Source organism: Ferrovibrio sp. (assembly GCF_025869515.1).
Classification (GTDB): Bacteria; Pseudomonadota; Alphaproteobacteria; order Ferrovibrionales; family Ferrovibrionaceae; genus Ferrovibrio.
In genome coordinates, this window is the sequence record NZ_JAOZVR010000015.1 from 1 (window position 1) to 17,557 (window position 17,557).

Consider the following 17,557-nt stretch of genomic DNA (forward strand, 5'->3'; position numbering starts at 1 on the left):
ATTAATCCACCCCCAAATTGCAACGCTTAAGAAGCGCGAGACGAACGAAACACCTTTAGTCGATTGGCTGACGCAGGAAGCGCAGCCAAGGAAACCGGCGCCACGTCGCGCGCCGCATCACGTACAAGCTCAATGCGAAAACCAACCATGACATCGAATGGCGAGCTCGACATGAATTCCAGATCACGCCCGACCTTCTGGTCGATCGGCGCCCCCAAAAAGAGGGCTTCGGCACGAAGCGTATAGCTACCCGTCGCCGACAGGCGCAAACGGATCCCGCGCAAGGGGCGCGCCTGACCGCGGGAACCAGCAAAAGCCCCGGCTGGCAACCAGCTGCCCCAACGGTCAGAACCTGCAGGCATCACTTGATATTCCAAAGCGGCGTCGCCCAAGAGCGCGGCGGGAATCACCAAGCCTTCAATCGGCGTCGGCGCTTGCGGCCCGCCAACCCACTCCCCCAGCGCCAAGGCGACATCGCCGCGATTGGACAGATGCGCAACCAATTGACCCGCTGAGGCCTGGCTAGGTGACGACAGCGGAGAAGCCAAGATCGCAGCAGTGGATTGGGACGATGGCACCTGCGCAGAACCGCCGAGCCGATCCAGCACAACGCTGCACCCGATGCCCCCGCCTGGGCGGGTCTCTTCGATAAGAACCTCTAACGCCCCCGGGGATTCTGCCGAGATCACCGTAAACTCGCCGACCCCGTTCAATTCGCCGGCAATGGAGCCGGGCACGGGCACGATGCGAATTGCGGAGTGCAGACCGCCCGCGACGGCGAAGCGCACACGCGGCGGCGACTGCGGAACGTCGCAGCTCGCATAACGCAGGATAAAAAGCCCCCGCCCAAACGAGATCGTGGCCTGCCGGCCGCTCACGTTACGATCCACGCGCCCACCTTGTAGAATGCCCCTCGGGGACAAATGCCCCTTCGTTAAGCTAAGCTTTTGCGCCGCACCAATGTCAAGAGATGTGCAGGCCTAAAATGCAGGCAGCCACTCAAAACATTGGCGTTGAGACCCGAGGCTCAGGATTTATCCCACATTTATGACCTTCTGACCACAGAACTCTCTGGCGTCATATCCCCTATCAAAATACCCTCTCAAATAGATTCAAGCAGCGACATGAATTGGGGTCTACATTTCGTGCTCATGTCGTAGCTTCTGATAATGATATCACGCGAAGCCCGCTGCATATTGTTCAGATCAACACGGCTCTGGAGCAGATCGCTCACTTTATCGGCGATCTCAACTGGTTCGAAGAACGACACCAGTCGCCCTCCATCACTCGAAACAACCTCCCGTACCGGCGCCGTATCCGACGCAACGACAGCACAGCCGGCGCTCATCGCCTCCAAAAGCGACCAGGACAACACAAAGGGATAGGTAAGATAAATGTGAACGGAGGACAGCTGAAGAAGGCTCAAATACCGCTCATAGGAAATCTGCCCGACGAAATGCACCCGCCTCGCGTCAACCTGCCCGGCAACCTCCGGCCAAAATCGTGCGCGCCAGCTGCGGAAGGGCGGCTCTACCGCCGCACCATAGGAAACCCCATCGCCACCGACGACGACCACTTGCACCTTCGGGCGCTTTTCGAGCAATCGGGGGAGAGCGCGCAAGAAGGAGTGAATGCCCCGCATCGGCTCCAGATTGCGCGCCACATAGGTGACGACCTCGTCCTTGACGGTCAGGACGTGGTCGGGCGCGAGGCGGAACATGGCTGCCGCACTCGGCGCCACCCGCCTCGTGTCGATCCCCTCGTGAATGACCTGAATTTTCGACTGAAATTCAACCGGATAGGTCGAGCGCTGCCAGTGGGTCGGGGACACGCCCACATCGGCATCGGCGAGGGCAAGCAGCTGGCTGGCGTTCTTGATGGTCAAAGAGACGCGCCCGTCGACGCCGTATTCGGGAAATTCGGGGTCGAAACCGACATCCTGGCCGCGGCTACGATAATAGAATTCGCTGTAGATGATGATCTTCGCCGGCGGAAAAACCTCCCGCAATGGCAAGGTCTCCCCCCAGCCGCTATGGGCGACGATGATGTCCGGCAGAAAACCTGCCGCCTTTAACCGGGCCGCCGCGTACAGCACCTGTTCGGCGCGGCGACACTCGCTGTCAAAACGACGGGCGAAGATATGCGCCGCTACGCCCTGTGGCGGTTCATATCGTTCCACCTGCACACCGCGTGGCACACTCGCCTCTTTCGTACAGATAGCGGCAATGCGGTGCCTCCCCGCGGCGAGCAGAGCGGCAACGACATGCCGGAACTGCGCGGGGAAATTATTATGGACGAACAATATATTCATCGGGAAGAGCGCTGCTATCCCACCAGTGCGATCGGGCTGTCACGCAGCAAGCCGTCCTGCGGCGTCCCCTCAAGGCAGGTTTGGGCAAGTGACAAATCTCCGGCCCGCACAAGCGCCAGTGCCCACAGATCATAGAAGCGCCCGGATATGACCCTGACCTCGGCGAAACCCACCTCAAGCAGCGCGTTGGCAATGAGTTCCGGGGTAAATCCCGTCCGATGAGCCATGAAGCTGTTGCCGGCTGCGATGGATTTTCGATGTCCGAAGATCATGTCGATCGGCGCGATCGGGCCGGCCGGGGACTGATAGGCCGTGAACTCACCTCCCTGATCGAGCAGGGCCTTGGCGACTTGCGCAAGATCGGGACAGGTGATGAGGGCGAAACCGTCCGGGCGGAGCACACGCACGAATTCGGCAAGCGCCAGCGGCACTTCATGCGCATAAAGATGCTCGATATTGTGCGACGACCAGATTGCATCGAGGCTGGCGGCCGCAAACTGGCTCAAATCCGTTGCCGAACTGACGATATCGGGATCAACAGCCGGATCGATATCGAGCCGAATCTCGCGCCAGTGCGCGGGGTCGAATCCGATATGGAGCCTTCCGCTCACACGCGGGCCAGCCCCGACATTGAGAACGGTCAAGCCTTCATCACGCGTCGCCGTCGCCCCGCGCTTGTCCAACGTCTCAATCGCCACCTAGCTGATCTCCATGGAAACGATATCGAGGCGCCTGATCGCGAGGAGGCCATGCCAGACTCGAATAGGGCGCACCATCAAGGCCAAGATTTGGATTGTAAAGCAGATCCTTGAGCAGGCGATCCCCCCACCGGGCGCGAAACCGCGCGAGCTGCAGCTGTTGAGCGGGCGCCAGCGCTGCCAGGTCGAGCGACATAGGACGCCGATCCAAAAAACGCAGATAGGGAGAAAGAACGATACGCTGACGGCGCTCCTGAAGCTTGAGGCACAGATCAACGTCGCGCAATCCGTCGGGATAGGCGCACTCGTCGAAGCCCCCGACGTGCTTGACAAGCGCCGTCCGGACAAGAGCGCACCGCATGGATATCGCAGCCACTTCATGGGCAACCAGGAGAAGGTCGCCATAGCTGGGCACCCCGGCGCGCGCACCCTCAAACAGCTCCGCGGCCGCATAGTCCGGGCCGAGAACATAGCCGGCCTGACCGACATGACCGTCGCTCGTCACCGTCACGAGACCGACCGCGGCGACATCCTCGGCCATTGCCCGCCCCGCCAATTCCGCCAGCCAGTCAGAGGACAAGGCGCTCACCTCGGCATCAAGCAGGAAAGCGAACTCCGTCTCAACCCGCTCCAAGCCGATATTGGCCAGACGGTGACGGTCAAAGGTGCCGCCACATTCGATGAACTCCACATCTTCCTCGCCAAATGCGGGAAAGGCCGAGCGCTCGGCATTGGTCGCGACGATCATGCGCGACTTGCCGGCCTGTTCATCGGCACGCAAGGATTGAATGCTGGCTTGAAGCGCGGCCTCATCGCCGTTGGAAAAAATGATGATCGTTGCAGCCATAGGCTCGGCATGGCGCCGCACCCTGAGCCGCGAATGTCGGCCGTTGACCCGCGGTTCAATTGCGTGGGCAATGCCGAGGCGATCAAGATGCGCGGCGACCGCCTGGGCTCGGCGCATCACCCCCTCGCCACGTTCGGCGCATCCGAGCGGCTCAGGCACGTGGACGATGGCGCTCCCTGACGGCTTCCCGCCGGCCTCTATGACGTGAAAGATCACATCGAAAAGGCTGGGCTCCTGCGAGACAAGGGCACGGGTCAATGCGCCTCGGCGCATGATGAAGAGCTCACCGAAATAGCCTTGCTCAAGGAGACGCTCATAGTCAAAGGCCGGTAGTGCCCACGGCTCCCGCACGCCAGGGGCCGTTCGACAATACAGATCAGGGTAGGCCAGATCTCCAAGCGGGGTCTGATCAAACACTGCCGCAAGGCGGCTCAGAGCGGCGGGTTCGAGTTCAACGCCACTGCATATGAACACGATAGAATCGCACTCGTCAGCCACCCCTTCGAGGAACTCAAGGATGTCCTCACGGCGAAAGCCAAACCCGTCTTCACTGGGAAGGGCTGCCGCGACCCACCCCGTCGCGCTCTGTCGTTCAAGGCTCGCCAATGTGGCCGCGAGCCGAGCCGGTTCGTCGCCGATGATGGCAATGGCAAGTTTGAAAGCAGGGCCATCGCCGCCGGCCGGCAACCAGGTCCGTGCCCAGAGCGCCCATTCGTCGAAGGGAACACTGGGCGGAAAGAGCCGCTGAAACAGCTCCAGTCGGGCAGTCCCCTCTTCCGGGCTCTCGCTCCCGCCCAGGGTGACTGAGAGCGTATCGGGGGCCGCAAAAAGCGGAACAGGGCTCCCGGCCAATTCCTCCCCACTCGCGGCATAGACATGAACCGATTTGGGCTTGCCGTCGGCAAGCGCACGCGGCAAGAGGATGTCAAAGGTGCGCACCGGATGATGCCCGTTGCCGCGCGTCACATGGGACCATCCATCCGCCCGGCCTTGATGGACCATATGACCGTCGCATACGCAGGAAATGGCCTGCGCGTCATCGTCGTCAACAACGAATCCGGTCAGCCTCAATCCGCCGCGCCAGCGAACCTCGCCGATCGCCGGGGGCAGAACGGCTATAGGACTGTCATTGGCAAGACGAGCCAGTGTCTTGTCAAGATTGGCGAGCCGGACCTCCCATAAGCGTGCCGACGCACCGACGGGAATTGCAAAGGAGAAGCCATAGCAGGCATCCCCTCGCCGCTCGCGCCAGAGCCGCTCGACGAACTCGTCCGCACGCAGCGTTGCGACGACTACCCCATCGAGAAGAATCTCGACCGTCAGCCGCCTTCCCATCTCGGTTGGCGCAAAGACATAACCCTCGATCGCACCTGAATGAGGAATCCATGCGTCGGAAAGGACTTCAATGTGCACGGTCATGTCATCCAGAAAACGCGATCAACTCAATCTCATGTACCAGGACGCGATATTGCGCGCACAAATGGCATCGGACCAGTCGGGCAAAAGCCGGCAATCACCACGCCGGCCGCGGAGAAGGCGGCCGGAAAAATCGACGAAGGCGCAAGGTATGGCACATTTGAGCAGAAGGTCATGCTCGGGCTCAGGCATCATGGTTCGATAGGGCAGGATCGCCGCCCGAACCTGATGCAGCCGCAGGCCCTCCTCCAGCTCCCAGTCTTCCCTATAGGGAACCGGCTCGACATTTCCCATACGCAAAAGCGGGGCGGTCTCGATCAACGGGCCGAACACGAGAAGGGACGGCGCCCCTCTTTCGCGTAAGGCGTGCGCGACGGCGCAGGCGAATTCGTGCGAGGCCCCTGTCCAGACAGGCATGAGCAACGCAGGGCGCACACCAGTCCAATGCAAGGTCGCCGCAGGATCGCCTTCCGCCTCCCACATCACACGCCGATTGCCTTCCGCCGCCTGCGCCGCAAAACGATAGGTCACCGTATTGAGCGCGCGAAGACGACGAACCTCGTCATCGACCGCTCCGCCGTGGGCCGCCAGCCTCGACGAATGAGCAAGGCGAGGCCCGGCCTTCACATTCGGCGTCGCCCTGATGCCTGGTCGGGTTGCGGTCATGGCGAGGAGGCTGCGCGATGACGGGCCGGCATCCAAAATGAGTAGGTCGGTCGCAATCTCCAATGTCGTCAGAATCTGCCCGACAACACCATGCGGATCGAGAGGCGTTGCCAGTTCAACGCGCTGCAGGCCCATAGCGCGCATGTAGCCTTCCAACGCGCCAGGCTCACCCTCAATGGAAAAGCGCACCGCGTCGGAACGCGCCGCCACTGATTCGTGAAAGCACACGACCGCCTCTTCGCCTTGCCGCTCGATCGTCATGATCCGCACTTTCAATCCCGCCTCCCGCAGCAGGCGGGCGCGAAAATCCAGGAGATGGCCAAGAGTGGAAATATCAGCGAGCAGAAGGACGTCCGTAGGCGCTGGAGGCAGAGCCCGCAAAATTCTGCGCCGCCACACGGCCAACGGATCTCGCGCGAGGTAGGCGGCAAATTCGAGCTTGTAACCGGGAAAGCGCGCTTCCAGCCGTCCCAGATTGCGGTGAACCAGCGCGAATTTATCGGCGCGGAATGAACGACTGCCCCAATGACCCACGACGATGCCAATCGCACAGACATTGCGGAAGCCGAGGCGCCGCGCCTTCAGGCAGAAATCGACATCCTCATAATATCCCCGCCCATAATCATCCGACAACCCGCCCAGACGCTGAATAAGTTCCGCCTTGATGAACAGACAAAATCCCACGCCATTGGGCATATCGACCACATTGAGCGCGCCACAGGTGGCGGCGGCCGCATCCCAGTGCGCTATATCACTCACCTCATGCATGAGGTTGTTCTGATTCTTCAATGGGAAGCTGCATTGCTCACCATTGTTCGACAATGGCGTCACCGTCCCAATATCGTCACTGCCATATGCCGAGGCACGCAAGCGCAAAAGCGCGCCCGCGGGAAGGACTGCATCGGAATTGAGTAGAACGACATCTTCGCCAGATCGACGATGACCAAGAGCGATATTTATTGATGACGAAAATCCAACATTTTTTGAGTTGGAAATCAGTTCAAAACGTTCCATTGCTTCATAGAAGAAAAGAAGATCATTCAGATCCCTATTCGGACTGGCATCGTTGACGATAATGACCCGCCAGGCGAAGGGCACGTCAATCTGGGCCAGCAGGCTCTCCAGGCATTGCCGCGTGGCGTCCACATCCTCAAAAGCCGGCACAATAACAAGAAGGGAACTTGCGGTCGGACTGGCGGGCCGCTGAGCCGGCGCGCCAGACGCAAACTGGCTGGAGACATAAGGACCCGCTTTTGCGATGCTGTCGCCTGCCGGATCTTCATGAAAGCTAACATGGCAGGGACCGCCAGCTCCCAGATAAACCGAAAGCTGCGCGGCATTGGCCTCTGCGGCCAACGGGTGGGCCGGATCGGGCAGGAGAGTAGTCCAGAGCGGCTCGCCCGCCTGATCAACACAGCAGGACAAAGGTTGTCCCAGACGCCAGTAGACCCACCCATGCAGCCAATCTCGCGAGCGGTGCAGGTCCATCTCAACACTGTTGACCTCAAGCAGGGTTTCCAGTGCGCGTCGGCGAAGGGCGAGAGGTGCCGTGGCCATCGTCAACAGGGGGCGGGCGGCACTCAGGCGGATTTCCTCCGCTGTATCCGCGAGGCTGAGGGCTAGGACGGAGAGCTCCCTCGGGTCCAGCTGGCGCGCGCGTTCACTCTCACGTTCAGCCAATTTGCTCTCGCCCAAGCGATATAACGCGGCCGAACGGAGCATGTGTTCGCGCGCACCTCTGCCAGCGCGATCATGGCCCAGCCGACAGTCGGCCAATTGGAGGGCCGCCTGGGCATCGCCTTGCGAAAGAGCCTGCACAATCTCCCGTGAAAGCGCGTCAGGCTCCGTGAAACGACGTGCCAAAATCATCCTCCTGGCCGTCGTGGCATCACGAAGGCCGATCCCCGACGTGATCGATCATTTGCCCGATGGTGAACATTCTTGCAAAGGCGGCCCCTCGCTTCAATCGACCATTGGCTCTGTCAGGGCGGAGACAGGCGACCTCACTATGGCGCCCGCGCGTGTCGCGTGTCGCGTCGCTCACCTCGAGCGGCGACCGACCGGGCCATTCCGGCTGCCCTATGGCGCCAGAGACGGCATTGATTGGACCGACCTGCAGAGAATCGTGACACCTTCTCTGTGTGCCTGTTCGAGAGGCTGGCGAAAGACCGGAAGGAAGGCGTGACCATCTCGGTGAGCCTTCCGATGGAGGGCTTCGCCCGCCGCCAATAGAGGACCGTCGTTCATCCCTCGATCGTCATCCGTCGATTCCACGGCAGCTTGTCGGGCGCGCCGCCTGAGCTTCCTGATAATCTGGAGCCGAGCATCACGGCGTCGAGCTTCGACGAGGGACCTGATAGTCGACTATCACTGCAGATATACGGAAATGTGCGGGTGAAGGAAGTTGGTGAGCTTGGAACCACGAGCGCATTCAGGAAGTAAACGCTTCTGAAGCACGACACCAGCCTCATCGGCTGAGCGTCTGACGAAAGTGTCCAGATTTTCCGGACTACAGGACACAGCTTCGGCGTTTTCCGAGCGGTGCGCATAGTTGTCGAGTGAATTAAACTTGAAATCTCTCCCAAGCGCATCGGAAAGCGCCAGGTAAGATGGCATTGCGCTAGCCGGACCGACAACGGAAACCGTGACTGTTGTAAACCTCGGCCCTAACAACAGGCCGATGCCTCCAAGGCTCGAAATGAAAAAGCACATCGCATATATCGGGAGATGTCGAACTGCCGTGCGGCTATTGACCACTGGCGCCTTTACCATGCGGTACATAAACCAACCAGCGCCGAGGAACAGCATCAGTCCAATGAGTTGAAGCACGTTGATCTAACCTCCCGGCCCATGTCCGGCGGGTACTCGATAGCGTTTACGGCGATGCCGGACAACTCCGAAGCGCCGCCCCGCTGAGCCCCTTCATAACCGGGTCCCGTCGGCTCCACAGCTTGCTCGTCATGAACCCGGCCCGACGTCTCATCTTACGCCGGCACGGCGCAGCGCCGCGTGCCAAGCCCAGCCTTCCACGACATTGTGGGGTCCGTCTATGCGCCCGCGATTTGCCTGGTGCGCCCGCGTCATACGGCCCGCGCCGGCGGCGAGGTGCTGCGCAGCCTGGTGCGGCACAGGGAGAGAGACGACGCACCCTCGGACGTGCCAGTGTGAGCTGCGCGTGGAGGGCTGCGCCAGTGCTGGCAAGACCCGTATCGGCGGCGCGGCTTGCTATCGACAGGTGAAGGGCTCACCATTATAGCAGGGATCGCCAATGAACCGCAGACTTTGGCCCTCGCCGCAGACTGACAAACGGCTTGGCGACCCCCTCCATGTTGTTCGACAAAGCGGCCGCCCGACGCCATCCATGCGCCCTCACTCACCCTTCCCCTCGCCGTCCCCTGAAATACCCGACCGCTCTAGCGGCGAACCGGAAGGCCCGTCATTGCGGGTGGAAGGTCATCTTGATCCGCTGAACCGCACAGCGATCACGGGCACCCTGACGGACCGGGCCGCGCCGGGCGCGTCTGTCCGCATTTTCCTGCGGATCGGCGATCATACCGTCGCGGAGACCCAAACACGCAACGGCTCCCTTGACGGCCGGCAGGTGCCGCCGGGCGACAATTTTCGCCTTTCGCTGACCTCACCTCATGTGCGGCGGCGGCTGAGCCGCGCAATGACCAATATGCTGGCCCTTCAGCCAAAAGTTGACGCCTATCTTCGTTGTCAGCTCACCGATGGCGAAACGATCGATCTCGTGCTTTTCGAGGATGACGAGATCGCCAGCGGCTGGGGCCAGTTGGGCTTTGATCGGCGCGACGGGCGCGATCTGTTCAGCGCCACTCCCAATATACCCGAGACCCGGTCGACGCCAAAAGTCGAGATCATCTGCTTTTACCTGCCGCAGTTTCATCCAATTAAGGAGAATGACCTATGGTGGGGACCCGGCTTTACCGAATGGACGAATGTGGCGCGGATGCAGAAGCAGTTTCCGAGCCACAATGCGCCGTGGTTGCCCGCGGATCTCGGATTTTATGACCTCCGGCTAACGGAGACACGGCGCAGCCAGGCCGAATTGGCAAAACAGTACGGAATTACCGGCTTCTGCTATTATGTCTATTGGTTTCAGGGTCGACGTCTGTTGGAGCGGCCGCTGCAATTAATGCTTGAAGACGGCGAACCCGATATGCCCTTCTGCATTTGCTGGGCGAATGAAAACTGGTCCCGTCGGTGGGATGGATCCGACGCCGACCTGCTTATCGGCCAACATCACTCGATCGATGCCGACAAGCGCTACATCGACGACATGGCGCCGCTGCTGGCCGATGAACGCTATATTCGTGTGAACGGCAAACTGCTGATCCTCATCTACCGGCCCGCGCTCATTCCTTCTCGGGCCCAGCTCTTCGATCACTGGAGACAGCGTGCCTATGAGAGGGGCCTTGGCGAGCTCTTAATATGCAACGTCATGACATTCGGCGAGTACGATCCCGCCCCACTCGGCTGCGACGCTGCCGTCGAATTCCCGCCCCACACGGCCTTTGCAAATGAGCTGCCGCGCGAGGCGATCGAGGCACCGGAGAGCTACAAGGGTACGGCCTATGACTATGCGGACGTCGTCCGCTCCGCGCTCGGGCGCAGCTTCGCCTACAACTATTTTCCTGGCGTCATGCCGCGATGGGACAACACGCCTCGAAAGGGCCCGAAGGGCAACGTTTTCGTGAATTCCTCGCCCGATCTGTTCGAGATCTGGCTCCGCGACGCTTGCCGCCGCGCGCTCACCCAGCCCTATGACCGCAAGCTGGTCTTCATAAACTCCTGGAACGAGTGGGCGGAAGGAGCACATCTTGAGCCAGATTCGATCCATGGCCGAGCTTATCTCGACGCGGTCCGTCGGGTCGCTTCCGGCACCTCGCCACTCACCAATTTTCTGAGAAACCCGGACGCGATAAATCTGCTCTCACGCGAAGAACTTGAGCGCGCACTGCGGCAGAGCCTGTTCTTCAATGAAACGTTGGGCAGCTTTATCCAATCGACACCGGCCGGTACCGCAAAAAATCGTCGGCTCCAACCCGGCCTACCGGACGAGCTTGAGAAAGCGACGTCGATTGAAGGATCGATGCTCATCATCGATGCCATCAACCACTCCGCCTCCCCGAAAGTGGCCGTCTCCCAGTCGACGCAGCTCATCGTCAAAGGCGTTTCCTTCGTTTCGTCGGACTTCGCTGCCCGGCACGGTCGCACCGGCATTTTGCTGCTGCGCTCGACGACATCCGACACAGGTGCTCATCATTTCGTCGATAGTTGGCAGGCGCGCGCCGACATCGCGTCCGAGTTCGCAGGAGCCTCGACCGACAATTTCTTCGGCTTCGAGTGTCGATGCGATTTGAACGACGTCCCCCTGGGTAGATATAAAATTCACCTGCTTGAATTTTGTGAGAACGGCCCTTGCCTGCTTGCATCAGATCATATTGTCGATATTGTGCGGTAATAATATGCGCGCAAGCATTGTCATTGCATCCTACAATCATGAGAAATATCTGACTTCTTGCTTGGAGTCGGTTTTTGCGCAGACTTTTGACGACATCGAAATCGTGCTTATTGACGACGGTTCAACTGACGACAGCTTTGGTATCGCCAGCGCCATTCTCTCACAGCCCCGTTATCGAGCCAGGTTCACGAGCATTATCGTCGAGGCCAATGCATTCAACCTCGGCGCCGCGGCCACATGGAATCGCGCTATAGCCCGAGCTTCCGGCGACCTTATTTTCCTGCTCAATTCCGACGATGCCTACAGCGTGACGCGCGTTGAAACCTTCGTCCAGCAATGGCGCCAGCGCGCAGTCTATTTCGGATTCTCCTACACAATCCCGATTGACGAGAATGGCCGCGAACCGGGCACGGCCGCAGCCGCCGACATCAAATATCGCCCGGCCCGCCTGCTACACCGAACTCCCGCCACATCCTGGCCCCTGCTGGAGTTCAACATCACCATCACCACCGGGAATTTCGTTTTCACAAAGCGACTTTTTGATGCCGTCGGAGGATTTTCCGACCTAAAATATTGCCATGATTGGAGTTTCGCACTTCGAGCGGCGACGCTCGTCGAACCTGACTTCCTCCAGAGCTCACATTATTTCTACCGACTCCATGCCACCAACAGCTTCCTGCAGCTTGCCGCACTGGCGGATGACGAGGCGGCGCAATGCTACCGGGACTATACTCGCCTGGCCATCCAACGCGCTCCGGCCAATCGCCTGTGCCTGTCGCCGCACAATCAAGGGCCGGCCTTTTGGGCCATAGCCGAACTTGCACCCAGCTTCCGTAACTGGCTATTGGGCCACTATCGTCCCTATCAGGCGCATCACCGTACGGTCACAGCCGGGCACCACACTACGGGTTTGCGCCTGCCTTGACGAACTGCGCTTCCGTCCCGCCAATCTCAGGATCCGTGCATAGATGGCCAATCCTTCCCGAGGGGAATATTTCCCCGCTATTGATATTTTGCGCGGGTTCGCCGCCTATTCGGTCATCATGTTGCACATCATCGCCCATACGAACTGGGTAGCATATCCGCAAACAGGACCGCTGTCCTGGTTTCGCTCGGGCAGCCTTGGTGTTGATCTTTTTTTCGTCATCAGTGGATTTGTCGTCTACTATAGCGCGCTAGATATTTTCCAACGGACTGGCCACCGGGCGTTTCTTGTTTCATTTTCTTTACGACGCTTTTTCCGGCTCTACCCACTCTATGCCCTTACCCTCGTTGCATCGATCTATATGTCGCAACGCTATCTTATCGACGCACCGAACTTGTGGGTTCACATCTTGACCCATTTAACTTTTATTCATTCCTTCAACACGGATTGGTTTAGTTCAATAAATGGTGTCAATTGGTCAATTGCTATCGAAGTTCACTTTTATTTTCTTATAGCCCTACTAATCGCACAACTAAGAAAGACTAACGGATTCATCCTTCTGCTGATGGCTCTGTTCATAGGGTGGACGTGGCGCTGGGCCTCCTGGCAGATCATTCCCGACAATGGCGATGAACTCTATTTATACCGCCTCTTTGTACTCTCAACCCAATTACCCGGCAGGCTCGATCAGTTCGCCATCGGCATGGTGATCGCTCAACTGGTGCGCTCGGCACCTTTCGCGCTCTGGCGCACAACCCGTTGGATGCTGCCGCTCAGCGCAGTTCTGACGACGCTGACGGTCTGCCTGTTCGTTTTTCCACAGGTCAACTTCTGGCCCTCGGGACAGATCGCCTTCATTTTTGGCCGCACCCTGACTGCGCTGGCCTTCGGCGCCGCGGTCTTCACCGCCTGCCAAATGCAATCGCCTCGATTCTTACGATTGAGCCGCCCGTTGCGCTATTGCGGAACAATCAGCTACGGCCTGTATTTGTGGCATCTCCCCTTCATCGTCATGCTGAAGTCCTCGGGACTCTCTCCCCTCGAAATCGCCGCTTTGACGCTTGCCGCGACCACACTGACGGCCGCCACGTCCTGGCACCTGTTCGAGAGGCCGCTCATTCGCGCCGGTCGGCGGCTCGAGTTGAAGCTTCTTCCTCTTCGCGCTTGATCACTCGATGGTGGACCACTGGACCAAATAGCAGCGTCTCATCCTCGTTTCGAACTCTTGAGGGATACTGGGGCCCTGGCTGAGTCATAAGCGTCGTCTGGAGCCGACCTCTCGGCATGAGGCGCGAAGGTTGATGTTCCCAGCCGAGAGAATCTGAGCGTACGACGATGTCAGAGCTTATGCTTAGATCGTAACCGTCCGGTGTGGCTTTCGATTACCCACATCTCCTGCGCGGGATTTGCGCCCGTTGAATCGTCTGTGATTCTGCCTGTGACGCCGAATCGCGGAGGCGTCACAGATGCGCGGAGCCACGGAAGCCAGCGGCGCAGGCTGGCATGGAGACGAAGTCGCCTCGGCGGGGCTACCGGACAAACGCCTGGCGCGCCGGCTGCGCCGCTTGCTTGATCAGATGTTGGCGGCGCCGGGCCAGCCAGTCCCGGCAGCGTGCGGCGATTGGGCAGCGACGAAGGCGGCGTATCGGTTTTTCGACAACCCGCGCGTCACCGAGCATGGCGTGCTGGCCGGCCATTTTGCAGCCACCGCCATACGCTGCGCGGCGAGCGAGGGACCGATCCTTATCCTGCAGGACACCAACCGAGTTCATCTACAGCCGCGCGCGGCCGGGCAAGATCGGCTTCACCAAGACCATCAACGCCGGACATTATAAGGCGGGTCAGCCCAATGTCGTGACCTTGTGCGGGGTGCTGATGCATTCGAGCCTGGCGGTAACCCTGAAGGGCACGCCGCTCGGGCTGACAGCGGCGAAGTTCTGGACACGCACGAAGTTCAAGGGAACGCTTGCACTCAGGCGCGGCTATGGACCTATGTTCGTGATGACCGTCCCTTCGCGGGTGGGGCGCCGCCCGCAGCCCTTTTCTTCTTCTCTCCCGACCGCGAGAAGGTCCATCCCAACCGGCACCTGGCCGGGTGGACGGGTATCCTGCAAGCCGACGCCTATGGCGGCTACAATGACCTCTATCGCGAGGGGCGCGAGCCCCGGCCCGTGACCAGTGCGCTGTGCTGGAGCCACGCCCGACGCAAGTTCTTTGAACTGGCCGATCTCGCCGCTGTCGCCCACAAGGGTAGGCCGGCCCATGCCCTATCGCCCGTGGCTATGCAGGCCGTAGAGCGCATGGACGCACTCTTCGCCATCGAGCGTGACATCAACGGTGTTACCGCGGCCGAGCGGCGGGACGTCCGTCAACGTCAGTCGCGCCCTCTGGTCGAGGAACTGCACGACTGGCTGCGAGCCGAACGGGCACAGATGTCGAAGCACAACCCCATCGCCAAGGCGATCAACTATATGTTCGAGAAGGAAGGGCGCTGGGAGGCCTTCACCAGCTTCCTCGATGACGGCCGCGTCTGCCTGACCAATAACGCCGCGGAACGCGCTCTGCGCGGCGTCGCTCTTGGCAGGAAGGCCTGGCTCTTCGCGGGATCGGAGCGAGGCGGCGAGCGAGCGGCCTTCATGTACAGCTTGATCATCACCGCAAAGCTCAACGATGTCGACCCCCAGGCCTGGCTCGCCGATGTTCTCGCGCGCATGCCAAACCTCACGGTCTCCCGCCTGCCGGAAATGCTGCCGTGGAACTGGACCGGGGGGCGGGTGCAGGAGCACCAGGCTGCGTGATGGCTCGCGATACCCGTCTCTACAGCCTGGCCCATGCCGCGGCGATGATCGGCGAAAACCCCGCCTTGGTTGAAGTCGTCGCCGCCAATCCCGACAACATCGACTATGGCGAGATGAGGCGGGTCTCTCCTCGACCAGTTCGCCCCATCCGAATGCGCAAACTACTTCAGAGCCGCAGGATATGAACCGGATTAATCCGGACGTGCTCTAGCTCCGCCCAGTGTCGTCAATGTCCATGCTTGCGACCGCAAGGCGGAACAGCCGGTGGCTCATAGCGCCGCTTTAGCGGCATCCTGTAGGTCGACGGCTATGGTGGTGACGACGCAGCGAGGTTCGCCTGGCCCTGTGCTGGTCCCATGTGCGGCGACGCTTCTATGAACTCGCCCACACCGGCCCCGCGCCGCCGCCTTGAAAAAGCGAGAGAGGACGGAGGTCGTGCCAGGCGCACCTGCCGCTCTGCCCTGACCGTCAGCCGACGTTGACCGCGAGCCGCGCCTCCCGGCTGCTCGCTCCTCGCAGGTGTGACGGGCATTGATGGCCCAACGAGGCAGTCAGACAAAACATGGGGCGAGCAATGGTGCCAAAGATGCGCGGTGAGTCCGAGCGCCACACAGCCTAGGGACCGTTCATCAGGCCACGGTCTGCTCATGATTTGGGCGTGCCCTCCCGTTCGCGATCAAGCTCCTTCAGATGCTCCAGGATGAATTTCAGCGTTCCAACGATAAGATCTGGATTCTGCTGCTCGATGGCTACATCGATACTGATTCTCTCAAGCGAGAGGACATGCCAGCGCTGCAGCTCTCTCTGACCCTGCTCAAGGCTGATATACCATCTCCGATGCAACCCCATACGCTCGGCCATCGCGGCCTGGCTGAGACCCCATTTTTGGCGGAGGTCCTTTAGAGCGACATTGTTCATCGTGACGATCTGCCCTCGTCTTTCTGGATACCTGCAATTTCAGCCCGGAGATCGGCCAACTCCTCGTCAAGTTCGATAATCTTGGCCCCCGATACCAAACTGTTCGTCACGAATCCGATGAAGAAGCCAATGCTCAACATGATGGCGGCAATGGCGAAATTTATGGTGGACATGATATTTACCCAGATGCAGGTGCTACCCTCGACGCATTCAGAGCCTGTCGCAATGCGCACGCCCCAGACAAGCTGCCGTCGGTACCTTGCAGCCCTTCTGGGGTCGCAATGCGCTCAATTACCTAGCGCGTGTCAAGCACGACCACGTTCGATCTCAATGACCATGCCAGCGGCCCGGAACCGTCCCGCCGCGGCGGTAGGCCGAGACAGTCGACACGATCGGCTTCCTGCTCACATCCATGACGAGCGCCGTTCCAGGATCAGCCACCGCTTAAGGACTCGGCAAACGCCGCCTTAGCGCGCGAGGGTCCCCACGTCGACGATAGTTCATAAGCAGATCGTAAATGGTCTCCGCGGTCGTGTGGGCGAACCTGGCAATCTCTTCGGCGCGCCAGCCCGCCTGCCATCGATCCAGAATCGCATCATGATCCAGGTTTCGACGGCTTTGGCCGGGCGATGCCAGCGCGCCTCTCAATTCAGCGCGGGGGTCGCCTCGCTCGCGCGCATTCTTGACGATCGTACGGATATAGCCTGCGCTTGTGCCGAACCGCACAGCAAGCTCACCGCTACGCTCACCCTGCTTCCACGCATCCAAGATTGCATCATGGTCATGGACAATCGCAAATGGTCTTGTTCTTTTATTCATCCGCATGTTCGCCGACAGATGAGAACGGCGCCGAGCCGCAGCGAGTAGGTCACAGCGGACGTTCCCAGTATGCCCGTCGGATATTCAGGACAGAAGCCTCGTTAATTGCGGGAGTCCAAGCGGCAATCGAATTGCCGGCAGCTGCCCGTTCAGCTTGCTGGTAGGGCACGGCATTCACCTGTTTGGCCACGGCGCTATCGCCTCGCTCGCGACAGGAACCACGGCGGCGTTGCCGCGGCCAGCGTGCGCCTTGACAGTTTCGCGCGATGAATGAGCCTACACTCACGGATCTTAGCGGCGAGGTGGGTTCCGCGGCGCGGCCGAAGTTGCGCTTCATCCAGATCCTGCCAAGCCCCGAGCAGCAAACCCGAACAAATTCGGAAAGCAAACTGAGACCCGGATGCCAATCGGTCCCAAGGGAAGGCGCGAACTGCGCAAAATGGCATTCCTGCACGGCGGCGGGCTTGTCTGCTCGCGATCGGGAGCTTCATCTATGTGTGGCTGCGCCTTGGATAGCATCTCGTTGCCTTGGATAAGGTGCGAGTAGCTTCCGTCCGGTCCGATACCCCAGACCTGCCCTAATAGAGGAGTCGTTGGCCGCGCCCGCGGCGCCAATTTCACCGCGCCACCCGGTCAGAGAACACATTCACCGGCATTGGACTTTGCATAGAATC

Annotated in this window: 14 protein-coding genes and 1 pseudogene; 7 read left to right on the plus strand and 8 right to left on the minus strand. The window is 60.1% G+C overall.

Going from position 1 to position 17,557, the window contains the following annotated elements; genetic code table 11:
* Positions 1-26: 26 nt before the first annotated feature.
* The 6 genes from OJJ21_RS02695 to OJJ21_RS02720 form a co-directional block, all read right to left on the minus strand.
* Positions 27-890 carry a hypothetical protein gene (locus tag OJJ21_RS02695; RefSeq protein ID WP_297682852.1) on the minus strand — a complete coding sequence of 288 codons (864 nt, stop codon included), beginning with the start codon at positions 888-890 and terminating at the stop codon, positions 27-29.
* A 212-nt stretch (positions 891-1,102) separates the two neighbouring features.
* Positions 1,103-2,311, minus strand: coding sequence for a glycosyltransferase (locus OJJ21_RS02700; protein WP_297682854.1), 1,209 nt, complete (start codon positions 2,309-2,311; stop codon positions 1,103-1,105).
* A gap of 14 nt (positions 2,312-2,325) precedes the next feature.
* Positions 2,326-3,009 (minus strand): methyltransferase domain-containing protein, encoded by a 684-nt coding sequence (locus OJJ21_RS02705; RefSeq protein ID WP_297682856.1) that lies wholly within the window; start codon positions 3,007-3,009, stop codon positions 2,326-2,328.
* Positions 2,999-5,275: a hypothetical protein gene (locus OJJ21_RS02710; protein WP_297682858.1), complete on the minus strand. Its 2,277-nt coding sequence runs from the start codon at positions 5,273-5,275 to the stop codon at positions 2,999-3,001. Before OJJ21_RS02710 ends, OJJ21_RS02705 begins: the two co-directional genes overlap by 11 nt.
* 18 nt (positions 5,276-5,293) lie before the next feature.
* On the minus strand, positions 5,294-7,801 hold the full coding sequence (locus tag OJJ21_RS02715; protein WP_297682860.1) for a glycosyltransferase: 2,508 nt from the start codon (positions 7,799-7,801) through the stop codon (positions 5,294-5,296).
* A gap of 504 nt (positions 7,802-8,305) precedes the next feature.
* Positions 8,306-8,767, minus strand: coding sequence for a hypothetical protein (locus OJJ21_RS02720; protein WP_297682861.1), 462 nt, complete (start codon positions 8,765-8,767; stop codon positions 8,306-8,308).
* A 439-nt stretch (positions 8,768-9,206) separates the two neighbouring features.
* Here OJJ21_RS02720 and OJJ21_RS02725 point away from each other — a divergent pair, with 439 nt between their 5' ends.
* The 7 genes and pseudogenes from OJJ21_RS02725 to OJJ21_RS02755 all read left to right on the plus strand — a co-directional run.
* Complete coding sequence (locus OJJ21_RS02725) at positions 9,207-11,423, plus strand: glycoside hydrolase family 99-like domain-containing protein (RefSeq protein ID WP_297682863.1); 2,217 nt, start codon at positions 9,207-9,209, stop codon at positions 11,421-11,423.
* Between the two features lie 4 nt (positions 11,424-11,427).
* The gene (locus OJJ21_RS02730; RefSeq protein ID WP_297682865.1) at positions 11,428-12,348 is read left to right on the plus strand and encodes a glycosyltransferase; all 921 of its coding nucleotides are present in this window, start codon (positions 11,428-11,430) and stop codon (positions 12,346-12,348) included.
* Positions 12,349-12,391: 43 nt separating this feature from the next.
* A complete protein-coding gene (locus OJJ21_RS02735; RefSeq protein ID WP_297682893.1) occupies positions 12,392-13,516 on the plus strand; it encodes an acyltransferase in 1,125 nt (374 codons plus the stop codon).
* 298 nt (positions 13,517-13,814) lie between these two features.
* A complete protein-coding gene (locus OJJ21_RS02740) occupies positions 13,815-14,183 on the plus strand; it encodes a transposase DNA-binding-containing protein (protein ID WP_297682894.1) in 369 nt (122 codons plus the stop codon).
* A gap of 27 nt (positions 14,184-14,210) precedes the next feature.
* Positions 14,211-15,146, plus strand: a complete 936-nt coding sequence (locus tag OJJ21_RS02745; RefSeq protein WP_297682896.1) for an IS66 family transposase — start codon at positions 14,211-14,213, stop codon at positions 15,144-15,146.
* On the plus strand, positions 15,146-15,331 hold the full coding sequence (locus OJJ21_RS02750) for a hypothetical protein (RefSeq protein ID WP_297682898.1): 186 nt from the start codon (positions 15,146-15,148) through the stop codon (positions 15,329-15,331). Before OJJ21_RS02745 ends, OJJ21_RS02750 begins: the two co-directional genes overlap by 1 nt.
* Before the next feature lie 28 nt (positions 15,332-15,359).
* Positions 15,360-15,549 (plus strand): annotated as a pseudogene (locus tag OJJ21_RS02755) (transposase); the annotation flags it as partial.
* A 242-nt stretch (positions 15,550-15,791) separates the two neighbouring features.
* Here OJJ21_RS02755 and OJJ21_RS02760 read toward each other — a convergent pair.
* Both OJJ21_RS02760 and OJJ21_RS02765 read right to left on the minus strand, forming a co-directional pair.
* A complete protein-coding gene (locus OJJ21_RS02760; protein ID WP_297682900.1) occupies positions 15,792-16,064 on the minus strand; it encodes a helix-turn-helix transcriptional regulator in 273 nt (90 codons plus the stop codon).
* Positions 16,061-16,237 carry a hypothetical protein gene (locus tag OJJ21_RS02765; protein ID WP_297682902.1) on the minus strand — a complete coding sequence of 59 codons (177 nt, stop codon included), beginning with the start codon at positions 16,235-16,237 and terminating at the stop codon, positions 16,061-16,063. Before OJJ21_RS02765 ends, OJJ21_RS02760 begins: the two co-directional genes overlap by 4 nt.
* Positions 16,238-17,557: the final 1,320 nt, after the last annotated feature.